A 12,203-nucleotide genomic window follows, 5' to 3' on the forward strand; every position below is an offset into this window, starting at 1 on the left:
TAGTTCATGCATTAAAAACCTTATAACAGAAAAAAAGTGTAGAAAAAGTCATTGGTTGACCTTCTCTACACTTCATTTGTTTCATTCTATTAATTTATTTTGAAATAATATGGATTGGGTTGCCAAGTAGTACTTCAGCAGTTTCCATTGTAATTTCACCTAATGTTGGATGAGGGTGAATAGTTAAAGAAACGTCCTCAGCTGTCATACCACCTTCAATTGCTAAACATAATTCTGAAATCATATCAGAAGCACCAGCACCTACGATTTGTGCACCCACTAATAATCCATCTTCTTTACGAGCAACTAATTTAACAAAGCCTTCAGTTTGGTTTAATGCTAATGCACGACCATTTGCTGCAAATGGGAATTTCGCAACATTTACTTCTAATCCTTCAGCTTTCGCTTGCTCTTCATTATAACCAACAGTAGCCATTTCAGGATCTGTGAAACATACTGCTGGAATCGCTAAATAATCAACCACTGATTTTTCCCCAGCGATTGCTTCAGCAGCTACTTTCCCTTCGTAAGAAGCTTTATGAGCAAGTTGTGGGCCATCAACGATGTCACCAATAGCATAAATGTTTGGAATATTTGTACGGCATTGTTTATCAACTTTGATTAGACCACGTTCAGCAAATTCAATTCCAATTTGCTCTAAACCTAATTCATCAGTATTTGGACGACGACCTACAGTTACTAATACATAGTCTGCTTCTACTTTTTTCTCTTCGCCGCCAGCTTCATACGTAACCACTACGCCTGTTTCGCTCTCTTCAACGCCTTTAGCAGATGCATTTACTTCGATTGTAACACCTTTTTTCTTAAGGCCTTTTTTCACAATTTGAGTCATTTGCTTTTCAAAGCCAGCTAAAATATCTTTACCGCCTTCAATAATTGTTACTTCAGTACCGAAGTTTGCGAAAGCTGAACCTAATTCAGTTCCGATATAACCGCCACCGATAACAACTAATTTAGAAGGTAGCTCAGCTAAATTTAAAGCACCTGTTGAATTAATGACACGGTTCGTATATTTGAAAGTTGGGATTTCAACTGGACGAGAACCTGTTGCAAGGATCGCATTTTTGAATGTATAAGTTTGTGCCGAATCACCATTCACAACACGTACTGTATTTGCATCTACAAAATATGCTTCACCTTTTACAGTTTCAATATTATTTCCTTTTAATAAACCAGCAACACCGCCAGTTAATTTTTTTACAACACTATTTTTAAATTCTTGAACTTTTGTAAAATCAAGCTTAACTTCAGAAGCAAAAACCCCCATGTCTTCTGAATGTTTTGCTTGTTCGAAACGGTGACCTACAGAAATTAATGCTTTTGAAGGAATACATCCAACATTTAAACAAACGCCACCAACTTCACCTCTCTCAACAACAGTCACTTTTTGCCCTGTTTGTGCTGCGCGAATCGCTGCAACATAACCACCAGGGCCAGCTCCTACTACGAGAGTATCAATCTCAATTGCAAAATCTCCTACTACCATTTTTTACGCCTCCATTAATAAAAGTTCCGGTTCGGCAAGCAAACGTTTTAAATGATTTAACGCATATTGCGCCGTCGCACCGTCGATCATTCGATGATCAAAGCTCAAAGATAATGCTAACACAGGTGCTGCTACAATTTCACCATTTTTTATTATAGGCTTTTCAGAAATTCTGCCAAGTCCTAAAATTGCTACTTCAGGATGGTTAATTACCGGAGTAAACCATTGACCACCTGCTGAACCAATGTTCGTAATTGAGCATGATGCACCTTTCATCTCATTTGGAGCTAGTTTACCTTCACGTGCCTTCGTTGCCAATTCGCTGATTTCTTTAGATAAACTAAAGATTGATTTACGATCTGCATGCTTAATAACTGGAACTAATAATCCTCGTTCTGTATCCGCTGCAATACCTATATTATAGTAATGTTTTTGGATAATTTCACTTGTTGCATCATCGTATGAACGGTTGAATTCTGGGAATTCTTTTAATGTTGATACTAACGCTTTTACAACATAAGGTAAATAAGTTAGCTTAATTCCTTTTTCGGATGCAACCTCTTTGAATTTTTTACGATGCGCAACTAATTCTGTAACATCTATTTCATCCATTAATGTTACATGTGGAGCAGTATGTTTTGAGTGAACCATTGCTTTTGCGATTGCTTTACGAATTCCAGAAATTTTTTCTCTCGTTTCTGGGAAATCACCTTCGAATTGAATTGGAGCTGTAGGTTGCTCATTATGGCCGGCTTCATTTGCTTCTACATTTCTAGTCTGTGATGGAGTACTTACTGTATTGTCTCCATTCAAGAAATTCTCGATATCTTCTTTTAGTATTCGACCATTTTTTCCAGACCCACTTACACTTCGAATATCTACATCATTGTCACGAGCAAATTTTCTAACTGAAGGCATAGCGATAATACGTTTATTTGTATCTACTACAGATCCTTCTGTTTGTGTCGGAACAGGAGCTGGTGTTGGTTCAGGAGCTAAATTCACTTGCTCAACACTTTGCTGCACTTCTGGTGAAGTTGATTTTTCTTCGTGATGATCATTTCCTTTTAACTGGATATTTTCATAACCTGGTGCATTTAAACGGATTAATACGTCTCCAACTACAGCGACGCTTCCTTCACCAACAACAACCTCTTCAACAGTACCTTCTACTGGTGAAGGGATTTCAACAACCGCTTTATCATTTTGTATCTCACATAATATATCGTCTTCTTTTACTAAATCCCCTTGTTTAACAAACCACTTTACGATTTCTCCTTCATGGATACCTTCACCGATATCAGGCATGCGGAATTCAAACGCCATAGTTATCACCCTTTCAATATGTTCAGATGTTAGTTTTCCTTCATACAACTTTGTGTATTATTCTTATTTGTAATTAGAATGTTAACACTTTCTTAGCCGTTTCAATAATATCTTTGTAATTTGGTAACCAAACATTTTCTGCTTGAGGGAATGGATACACTGTATCTGGCGCTGCAACTCTTAATACTGGTGCTTCTAAGCTTAGAATTGCTCGTTCTGTAATCTCTGCTACAACATTTGCCGCAATACCAGCTTGTTTCTGAGCTTCTTGAACTACAATCGCACGGTTTGTTTTTTCAACAGAAGCAATGATTGTCTCAATATCTAAAGGTTGAATTGTACGTAAGTCAACTACTTCAACTGAATAACCCTCTTTTTCAAGTTCTTCAGCAGCTTTTAAACTTTCATGTACCATTAAGCCATACGCAAAGATAGATAAGTCTTTCCCTTCTCTCTTTACATCTGCTTTACCAATCGGAATTGTATACGCTTCTTCAGGTACCTCTTCACGGAATGAACGATAAAGCTTTAAATGTTCTAAAAAGACTACTGGGTCATTATCACGAATAGATGAAATTAATAAACCTTTTGCGTCGTAAGGTGTTGAAGGTATTACTACTTTTAAGCCTGGCGATTGTGCCATTAAACCTTCTAAACTATCAGAGTGCATTTCAGGTGTATGAACTCCCCCTCCAAATGGAGAACGAATCGTAACAGGCGCTTGATAAACACCGCCACTACGATAACGCATACGAGCTAATTGACCGCTAATTGAATCCATTACTTCAAAAACAAATCCGAAAAATTGTATTTCAGGTACTGGTCGATAACCTTGTAGCGCTAACCCGATTGCCAAACCACCGATACCAGATTCAGCAAGTGGTGTATCAAAAACTCGGTCTTCACCAAACTCTTGCTGAAGTCCTTCAGTAGCACGGAATACCCCGCCGTTTACACCAACGTCTTCACCGAAAACTAATACGTTTTCGTCATTTTTCATCTCACAGCGAAGTGCATCTGTAATCGCTTGAATCATCGTCATTTGTGCCATAGGTTATTTCGACTCCTTTGCTTTATAGATTTCATATTGTTCTTGAAGGTTTTGAGGCATTTCCTCATACATATTTGAAATTAAATCTGTTACTTTTTGTTTTGGAGCTTCGTCTGCTTTTTTAATTGCTTCTTTTATTTCATCTTTTGCACGTTCAATTACTTCTGTTTCTTTCGCCTCAGACCACAGCCCTTTTCCTTCTAAATAGTTACGGAAGCGTACGATTGGATCTTTAGCTGCCCATTCATTATCAATATCTGTAGTTCTATATCGAGTCGGGTCGTCACCGCTCATTGTATGTGGACCATATCGATAACAAACTGTTTCAATTAAAGTTGGTCCTTCACCGTTAATAGCACGCTCTCTAGCATCGCGAGTCGCTACATAAACAGCTAAAGCATCCATTCCATCTACTTGAATACATGGAATTCCAGCTGCAATCCCTTTTTGCGCGATTGTTTTAGCCGCTGTTTGTACATCTCTTGGTGTTGAAATGGCATACTGGTTGTTTTGTACGATAAAGATAGCTGGCGCTTTAAATGCACCCGCGAAGTTAATTCCTTCATAGAAATCTCCTTGAGAAGATCCACCATCACCTGTATAAGTAATCGCAACATTTTTCTTGCCGCGCTTTTTCAATCCTAATGCTACACCAGCTGTTTGAACATATTGTGCACCAATAATAATTTGCGGAGCTAAGACATTAACACCTTCTGGAGCTTGATTTCCTACGAAATGACCTCTACTGAATAAAAACGCCTGCCATAGTGGTAGACCGTGCCATACGATTTGAGGTACATCTCGGTAACCAGGTAAAATCCAATCCTCTTTTTCTAATGCAAAGTGTGAAGCAAGTTGAGATGCTTCCTGTCCAGCAGTCGGTGCATAGAAACCAAGTCTACCTTGTCGATTTAAAGATATTGAACGTTGATCTAAAATACGTGTATAAACCATTCTAGTCATTAATTCGATAAGTTCTTCGTCAGATAATTTCGGGTCATACTCTTCGTTAACAACTTCCCCATTTTCGTTTAAAATTTGGAACATTTGAAACTTGTCTTCAATCTCTTGTAATACTGCTGTCGGATTATATTCTTTAGATAGTTTTTCTCCCATACGACACCTCTCCTTTTACTGTATTAATATTATTTTATTTTTCACTGGTACAATATGTTATGTTTCCAAGTATATAAGAAAAAAATTAATCGGTCAATCATTGATTTCTCTTAAAAACGTCACTTTTTCTTAAAAACTTTTTTCAACACCTGTTGTATATTAGATGGTAAACTGTGTTATAACAGAGGTTGACTAATCAATTTTTCTACATATACTAATTAGAGAATCCTTTAACGAAAATCCAACTATAGATTACCCCTCACAATTAAAATTTAAAATGTTCTTAATAAATTCTGTATGTCATAAGATATTTTTTAAATAGATAAATGTCTTTTTGATGTATACTCTAATTAGATTGTTGATTTGAAAGGAAGTTTTCGTATGATTTTAATGGATGACATCGTTCGTGAAGGACACCCTGCATTACGAAAGAAAGCTGAGGAAGTTCAATTACCTTTAACAGAGGAAGACAAAAAATTAGCAACTGAAATGCTGGAGTATTTAATTAATAGTCAAGATCCTGAGTTGTCCGAAAAATATGGACTACGCCCTGGCATCGGTCTTGCAGCAAATCAAGTTAATTCTTTAAAACGAATGTTTGCCCTACATGTAGAAGATGAAAACGGAGAGCTTTATAGTTTTGTAGCCATTAATCCAAAAATTGTGAGTCATTCAGTAGAGAAAACCTATTTACCAACTGGTGAAGGTTGTCTTTCAGTTGACCGACAAGTACCTGGGTATGTACCACGTTACGCAAGAATTACCGCAAAATTTTTCACGGTAGATGGCGAACAAAAAAAATTACGTTTAAAAGGATTGCCTGCAGTTGCATTCCAACATGAATTAGATCATTTAAATGGAATCATGTTCTATGATCACATCAATCAGGATGATCCATTTGCTCCAGTACCTGATTCATTTCCAGTAGAATAAAATAAAGAAAGGGAAATCCATCACAATTACCGGATTTCCCTTTTCTGTATACTTACTCTACCCAACATTCAGGAAAAATATTATTTTCTAACATATGAATGAATGTTTGCATATAATAAGGCGAAGTAACTTAAATTATCTTTAATTCTTTCATGATTTTTGCCAAACCACCTTCATCTACATGTTCAGCAATGACATCAGCAACTGCTTTCACTTTAACGTGGGCATTACCCATCGCTACACCTGTGCCAACAGCTTGTAACATTTCAATATCATTAAGTCCATCACCAAAGGCATATACATTTGATAGAGAGATATTCATTTTATTAAGAAGGATTTGAATTCCACGGGCTTTAGATCCATCTTTCGGCAAAATATCACATGAAAATGGATGCCAACGAATAAATTTCACATTAGGAAATTGCTTCGTATAAATTTTCTCATCCTTTACTTCCATAAAAATTAATGTTTGATACACATTATTTGTCTCATAAAATGATGGATCAATTGAAGGATACGGATGTTTTAAAGTATTTAAACTTTTTTGAATAAACTCGTCATTCTCTATTGTTGCTATCATCTTTTCGTCATCAATAAACACAACTGGATGGTTTCTTTCCTGACCAAATTGAATAATTTTTGTAAGCTCTTCTTTAGGTATACTATCTGTGAAAATCACTTCACCTTTATAGACAATATATTGACCGTTAAATGTTATGTATGTATCAATCTCTAATTCATCTATTATAGGTTGAATCATAAAAGGAGCACGACCAGTTGCAATTGCAATTTCATAACCATTCTTTCTTGCTTCTTTAATAGCATCCTTTGAAGATGCGGGTATTTTTTTCTCGCTATTATAAAGAGTTCCATCAATATCAAAAAACAATATTTTCGTCATCATCTAATCCTTTCCATGTATAGTTATATGTAAACGAAAAACACTTTACATATATAGTAGCCTCCAATATAATTTATGTAGGGAGTGATGTGCCATGTTAAAACGACTCAAAAAAAGAATTTTGAAACGATTAAATGGCATCCTCGGAAAAAAATCTATTGCTTAACGACTGTTCAGATTTTCTGAGCAGTCTTTTTTTATTTACAATTTTATAGAAGGAAGCCTGCCATTTATATAATAGCTTTTGTTCTATAATATCCCTTTAGGTTCATCTAAAAAAAGGTTTTTAAAGACACCGCCCTTTTCTTTATTTTAAATCAGTCACATGATAATATAAAGGAAATGCATTTTATTTTTAACTTTGTTTAGATGAATTCCCAACATTTATGATTTACTTATATTAATAAACTAACGGAATTCATTATTAAGATGTACTAAACAAAGTTTATCATCCACTAAGATGACCACAATTGTGATAGTAAATGCTGGACATAAAATCTTTTACGTATTTAATTGTTTATGAATAAACTCACAATTTGTGGAAAATAAATAGTAAAGATGCAAAAATGTTCGTATTAAAGGAGAGAGAAAATGATTTACAAAGTTTATTATCAACAAAATGCACAAGAGGTACCAGTTCGCGAAAACACAAATAGTCTTTATTTAGAAGCGTCTTCTGAGCGTGAAGTTCGTCAATACTTAAAAGACCGAAACTACAATATTGAATATATTCAATTATTAGAGGGCAACTATCTTGAATATGAAAAAAATAGCCCGAACTTCCGATTGGAGAACGCTTAAAAAATATGAAATTTGTAAAAAATGATCAAGCGGCCGTTTTCGCGCTCGGCGGACTGGGCGAAATCGGTAAAAACACATACGCTGTACAATTTCAAGATGAAATCATTGTAATTGATGCAGGTATTAAATTCCCCGAGGATGATTTGTTAGGTATTGATTACGTGATTCCTGATTATACGTATTTAGTGCGGAATGCAGATAAGATTAAAGGTTTATTTATCACTCATGGTCACGAAGATCATATCGGAGGAATACCTTATTTATTACGTCAAGTAAACATTCCTGTATATGGTGGTAAACTTGCACTTGGATTATTAAGAAATAAATTAGAAGAACACGGTCTTCTTCGTACAACGAAGCTAATTGAGATTACTGAGGATGATGTGATTAAATTCCGTAAAACATCGGTTAGCTTCTTTAGAACAACACATAGTATTCCAGATGCATTTGGTATCGTTGTTAAAACACCACCAGGAAATATTGTTCATACTGGTGATTTCAAATTCGATTTCACTCCAGTTGGACAACCTGCAAACTTGACTAGAATGGCTGAAATCGGACGTGATGGAGTATTATGCCTACTATCAGATAGTACGAATGCTGAAGTGCCTAACTTCACGATGTCTGAACGTAAAGTTGGCGAAAGTATTCACGATATATTACGAAAAGTAGAAGGTCGGATTATCTTTGCAACCTTTGCATCTAACATTCACCGACTACAGCAGGTTACAGATGCAGCGGCTCAACACGGACGTAAAATTGCAGTATTCGGACGCTCGATGGATAATGCAATTACAATAGGTCGAGAACTAGGATATATAACGGCACCAAAAGAAACTTTTGTTGATGCATCTGTTATTAATCGTTTGCCAGCGAATGAAGTAATGATTTTATGTACAGGTTCTCAAGGTGAACCAATGGCAGCATTATCACGAATTGCTAACGGTACACATAGACAAATTCAAATACAACCTGGCGATACGGTTGTATTCTCATCATCACCTATTCCAGGAAATACAATGAGTGTAAATAAAATTATTAACTTATTGTTCCGTGCAGGTGCTGAAGTCATCCATGGTTCCTTAAATAACATCCATACTTCTGGTCATGGATCTCAAGAGGAACAAAAGCTGATGCTCCGTCTAATAAAACCAAAATTTTTCATGCCAATTCACGGTGAGTATCGCATGCTGAAAATGCATACAAATTTAGCCGTTGATTGTGACGTACCTCAAGAAAATACATTTGTGATGGAAAATGGAGATGTACTAGCTCTAAGCTCAAATGAAGCGCACGTTGCTGGGCGTATACCATCTGGAGATGTATATATTGATGGTAGTGGCATCGGCGATATTGGTAATATTGTTTTAAGAGACAGAAGAATATTGTCAGAAGAAGGCTTAGTCATTGTCGTTGTAAGCGTAGATATGAAAAAACAAAAAATCGTGGCTGGTCCTGATATCATTTCACGTGGTTTTGTTTATATGCGTGAATCAGGTACATTAATCAGCGAAGCACAAAAAATGTTAAATAGTCATTTAAATGAAATGATTCAAGAGAGATCCACACAATGGACTGAACTTAAAAATGAAATTACTGATGTTTTAAGTCCATACTTATTCGAAAAAACAAAACGCCGTCCAATGATTTTACCAATCATTATGGAAGTGTAATAATAGTTGTCCATAAGAAAAAGTAGTATTCGAAATTTGAATACTACTTTTTAATTTACCCCATAGTCTTTTTAACAAAGCGATTAATATCAACATCCGCTCCAATAACGAGTAAAACATCCCCTAAAAGAATTTTTTCCTCCGCATTTGGCGAAATTAAAATCGTCTCATCTCTTTTAATGCCTACAATGTTAATACCATAATTAGCCCTAATATCTAAATCCTTAATTGAGAAACCGGCGATTCGCTCACTTGCCTTAATTTCCATAATCGAATGCTCATCTGATAACTCTAGATAATCCAAAACATTATTTGACATCATATTATTTGCAATTCGAATTGCCATATCACGTTCTGGATGAATAATATGGTCTGCTCCAATTCTCTTTAACACTTTTGCATGATAGTCATTTTGCGCTTTAACAGTCACTTGTTTAACACCAAGTTCTTTTAATATTAAGGTTGTTAAAATACTGGCTTGAATATTTTCACCAATCGCAACAATGACATGTTCAAAGTTTCTTATTCCTAGAGACTTGATTACTTCTTCATCCGTTGTATCCGCGATAATCGCTTGAGTCGCAATTTTTGCATATTCATCAACACGTTCTGAATGAGAATCAATGGCCATTACATCTGCTCCTAAACGAACTAACTCAGAAACAATGCTACCACCAAAACGTCCTAAACCAATTACTACAAACTCTTTTTTCATCAAATATCCTCCGCACTTTACATAGATGTAATCATTTTATCTTAGTGCAAACCTTTTGTAAAAACAATTACAAGGATTCTTTTATAATCGGCTATCCATGTATCATCTCGATATTTTTATTTTTTATCTATTTAAGATAAAAGGAAAACTCACCCAAAATAACCGGCTATCCATAGAAAAACGCAATGGTACTTAACCATTGCGTTAAATTTTATTGTTGTTCATTTCTCATTTCATCTAAAACTCGGTTTACGCGTTTTTCTAGCATTTTCATTCCGCTACCACCGGCTTGGAAATGACGTAAAACACCTGACTTATCAAATACATAGTACGCTGGAACATACTGATTTTCAAAAGCATCCGTTAATTTCATTTCGTTATCAACAAAAATCGGTTGATGAATATCAAATTGTTCAGCTACTTCTTTAATTTTATCTAAATTTGTATCTTCTGCTGAACGTGGCATATGAACTGCTACAACATTTAATTCATCTTTATAATTATCTCTGAAGTTATTAACCTCTGGCATTGCTTCCTTACATAAATGACAGCTAACAGACCAAAAGTGAATAAGGGTAGGCTTCTCACCTACTAATTCATTGCGTGAAACCTCTCCATTTAGCCATGTTGTTGCACCATTTAATTCAGGCATTGGTGAACGTAATTTCATTTCAAAAAATCCTCCTCAAGGTATAAGTAAAAATCCCCACCAAGTTCGTGGGGATATACTTTATTAAATTCAATAGCCTACAAATTGGTTCTTAAAGAGTTGCTTGACCTGGGCGCCAGTTTGCTGGGCAAAGTCCACCAGTTTGAAGTGCTTGAAGTACACGTAATACTTCATCAACATCACGACCAATATTATTGTGGTGAACAACTTGATATTGTAGTTCTCCCTCAGGATTGATGATGAATAAACCGCGAAGTGCTATCCCTTCATCTTCAATTAACACACCAAAATCTCTAGCTACTTTATGGTTTGTGTCTGCAGCTAAAGGATAGTTTAATTGACCAAGACCGTTTTGCGTACGATCTGTGTTAATCCAAGCTAAGTGAGTGTGAACTGTATCTGTAGAAACACCGATGATTTGCGCATCAAGATCTTCGAATTCATCATTACGATCGCTCATTGCAGTTATTTCAGTAGGACATACAAAAGTAAAGTCCATTGGGTAGAAGAATAATACTGTCCATTTGTCATTCTTCATGTTTTCTTCTAAAGATACTTTGCCAAAAGATTTGTCAGGCAATACTGCTTCCATTTCAAATGCAGGTGCTTGATTTCCAACCATTCGTTCTGCCATGTAAATCCCTCCAATATTTCAATTCTATTATCCCATCCATAATGGATGTTTCCCAAATTTACGATAACAAACGACATATTATTTTTCAATAATTTGGACATTTTATTAAATAATAACTTTTATAAAAGACAAAAAGTTGTCAAAAAATAGTATCTCAGTATTTTTACAATTTATACAGTTTTTATGGAATATTTTCTTCCATACAACTTGAAAATTGTAAAAATGTATGTATAATTGAAATCGTTATTGTAAACTTTAGGTTTTATATTTGTAAACTTTCATACTAAAAGTTTATGAGGACTAAACCAAAGGAGCAAAAGATAATGCAAATTGGTAGAAAAATTAAGTCCTTACGTTTAAAAAAAGGACTCACACAAGAAGAACTTGGTGAAAGAACAGACTTAACTAAAGGATATATTTCACAGCTTGAAAGAGATTTAAATTCTCCATCAATTGATACACTATTTTCCATTCTAGAGGTGTTAGGTACTACTCCAAGAGATTTCTTCGATGATCCTAATGGCGAGGAAAAAATTGTCTACACTGAGAATGATCAAACCTCTTATTTTGACGAAGAAAAAAAGTATGAGATAAAGTGGCTTATTCCTACTTCAAATGAAAAAGAAATGGAACCAGTCTACTTAACTCTCGAAAAAAACGGTGAGTATAAATTGTTCGAGCCTTCCTTAGCCGAAACATTTATCTATGTTTTAAAAGGTCGAATTCGTGTAGTAATTGGAGAAGAAGAATATATCGCAAGTGAAGGAAATGCAATCTATTATGAAGCATCTAGTAATCATCAAGTATTTAATGCCCATAATGGTAAAACGGAGTTGCTTTTAGTAGCAACTGAATCTTATTTGTAATTTAAGGAGG

General features: G+C 35.3%; 12 protein-coding genes. 4 read left to right on the top strand and 8 right to left on the bottom strand.

What is annotated here, in order from left to right; all coding sequences use genetic code 11:
* Positions 1-94: 94 nt before the first annotated feature.
* The 4 genes from lpdA to pdhA form a co-directional block, all read right to left on the bottom strand.
* Entirely contained in the window at positions 95-1,507 is a 1,413-nt protein-coding gene (lpdA, locus tag CD30_RS02445; protein WP_036172030.1) for a dihydrolipoyl dehydrogenase, read from the bottom strand.
* Positions 1,508-1,510: 3 nt separating this feature from the next.
* Positions 1,511-2,833 (bottom strand): dihydrolipoamide acetyltransferase family protein, encoded by a 1,323-nt coding sequence (locus CD30_RS02450; RefSeq protein WP_036172033.1) that lies wholly within the window; start codon positions 2,831-2,833, stop codon positions 1,511-1,513.
* 73 nt (positions 2,834-2,906) lie between these two features.
* Positions 2,907-3,884: an alpha-ketoacid dehydrogenase subunit beta gene (locus CD30_RS02455; RefSeq protein ID WP_036172037.1), complete on the bottom strand. Its 978-nt coding sequence runs from the start codon at positions 3,882-3,884 to the stop codon at positions 2,907-2,909.
* A 3-nt stretch (positions 3,885-3,887) separates the two neighbouring features.
* Entirely contained in the window at positions 3,888-5,000 is a 1,113-nt protein-coding gene (gene pdhA / locus CD30_RS02460) for a pyruvate dehydrogenase (acetyl-transferring) E1 component subunit alpha (protein ID WP_036172039.1), read from the bottom strand.
* A gap of 381 nt (positions 5,001-5,381) precedes the next feature.
* Between pdhA and def the strand changes: the two genes are divergently transcribed.
* A complete protein-coding gene (def, locus tag CD30_RS02465; RefSeq protein ID WP_036172042.1) occupies positions 5,382-5,933 on the top strand; it encodes a peptide deformylase in 552 nt (183 codons plus the stop codon).
* A gap of 130 nt (positions 5,934-6,063) precedes the next feature.
* On the opposite strand, the gene CD30_RS02470 is transcribed toward def, so the two are convergent.
* Positions 6,064-6,834, bottom strand: coding sequence for a Cof-type HAD-IIB family hydrolase (locus tag CD30_RS02470; RefSeq protein WP_036172166.1), 771 nt, complete (start codon positions 6,832-6,834; stop codon positions 6,064-6,066).
* 591 nt (positions 6,835-7,425) lie between these two features.
* Between CD30_RS02470 and CD30_RS02475 the strand changes: the two genes are divergently transcribed.
* A complete protein-coding gene (locus tag CD30_RS02475; protein WP_036172045.1) occupies positions 7,426-7,635 on the top strand; it encodes a DNA-dependent RNA polymerase subunit epsilon in 210 nt (69 codons plus the stop codon).
* 5 nt (positions 7,636-7,640) lie between these two features.
* On the top strand, positions 7,641-9,308 hold the full coding sequence (gene rnjA / locus CD30_RS02480) for a ribonuclease J1 (RefSeq protein ID WP_036172048.1): 1,668 nt from the start codon (positions 7,641-7,643) through the stop codon (positions 9,306-9,308).
* A 55-nt stretch (positions 9,309-9,363) separates the two neighbouring features.
* On the opposite strand, the gene CD30_RS02485 is transcribed toward rnjA, so the two are convergent.
* From CD30_RS02485 to CD30_RS02495, 3 genes are all read right to left on the bottom strand, one after another.
* Positions 9,364-10,023: a potassium channel family protein gene (locus tag CD30_RS02485; protein WP_036172052.1), complete on the bottom strand. Its 660-nt coding sequence runs from the start codon at positions 10,021-10,023 to the stop codon at positions 9,364-9,366.
* Between the two features lie 211 nt (positions 10,024-10,234).
* Entirely contained in the window at positions 10,235-10,693 is a 459-nt protein-coding gene (locus CD30_RS02490) for a TlpA family protein disulfide reductase (protein WP_036172054.1), read from the bottom strand.
* A gap of 91 nt (positions 10,694-10,784) precedes the next feature.
* On the bottom strand, positions 10,785-11,327 hold the full coding sequence (locus CD30_RS02495; RefSeq protein ID WP_036172059.1) for a peroxiredoxin: 543 nt from the start codon (positions 11,325-11,327) through the stop codon (positions 10,785-10,787).
* A gap of 323 nt (positions 11,328-11,650) precedes the next feature.
* Between CD30_RS02495 and CD30_RS02500 the strand changes: the two genes are divergently transcribed.
* Positions 11,651-12,193: a helix-turn-helix domain-containing protein gene (locus tag CD30_RS02500; protein WP_036172062.1), complete on the top strand. Its 543-nt coding sequence runs from the start codon at positions 11,651-11,653 to the stop codon at positions 12,191-12,193.
* The last annotated feature ends 10 nt before the right edge of the window (positions 12,194-12,203 follow it).

The organism is Ureibacillus massiliensis 4400831 = CIP 108448 = CCUG 49529, from assembly GCF_000772965.1.
GTDB lineage: Bacteria > Bacillota > Bacilli > Bacillales_A > Planococcaceae > Ureibacillus > Ureibacillus massiliensis.

Coding starts and splice junctions, on each gene's coding strand:
- lpdA (WP_036172030.1), bottom strand. CDS start 1,507: ATGGTAGTAGGAGATTTTGCAATTGAGATTGATACTCTCGTAGTAGGA.
- CD30_RS02450 (WP_036172033.1), bottom strand. CDS start 2,833: ATGGCGTTTGAATTCCGCATGCCTGATATCGGTGAAGGTATCCATGAA.
- CD30_RS02455 (WP_036172037.1), bottom strand. CDS start 3,884: ATGGCACAAATGACGATGATTCAAGCGATTACAGATGCACTTCGCTGT.
- pdhA (WP_036172039.1), bottom strand. CDS start 5,000: ATGGGAGAAAAACTATCTAAAGAATATAATCCGACAGCAGTATTACAA.
- def (WP_036172042.1), top strand. CDS start 5,382: ATGATTTTAATGGATGACATCGTTCGTGAAGGACACCCTGCATTACGA.
- CD30_RS02470 (WP_036172166.1), bottom strand. CDS start 6,834: ATGACGAAAATATTGTTTTTTGATATTGATGGAACTCTTTATAATAGC.
- CD30_RS02475 (WP_036172045.1), top strand. CDS start 7,426: ATGATTTACAAAGTTTATTATCAACAAAATGCACAAGAGGTACCAGTT.
- rnjA (WP_036172048.1), top strand. CDS start 7,641: ATGAAATTTGTAAAAAATGATCAAGCGGCCGTTTTCGCGCTCGGCGGA.
- CD30_RS02485 (WP_036172052.1), bottom strand. CDS start 10,023: ATGAAAAAAGAGTTTGTAGTAATTGGTTTAGGACGTTTTGGTGGTAGC.
- CD30_RS02490 (WP_036172054.1), bottom strand. CDS start 10,693: ATGAAATTACGTTCACCAATGCCTGAATTAAATGGTGCAACAACATGG.
- CD30_RS02495 (WP_036172059.1), bottom strand. CDS start 11,327: ATGGCAGAACGAATGGTTGGAAATCAAGCACCTGCATTTGAAATGGAA.
- CD30_RS02500 (WP_036172062.1), top strand. CDS start 11,651: ATGCAAATTGGTAGAAAAATTAAGTCCTTACGTTTAAAAAAAGGACTC.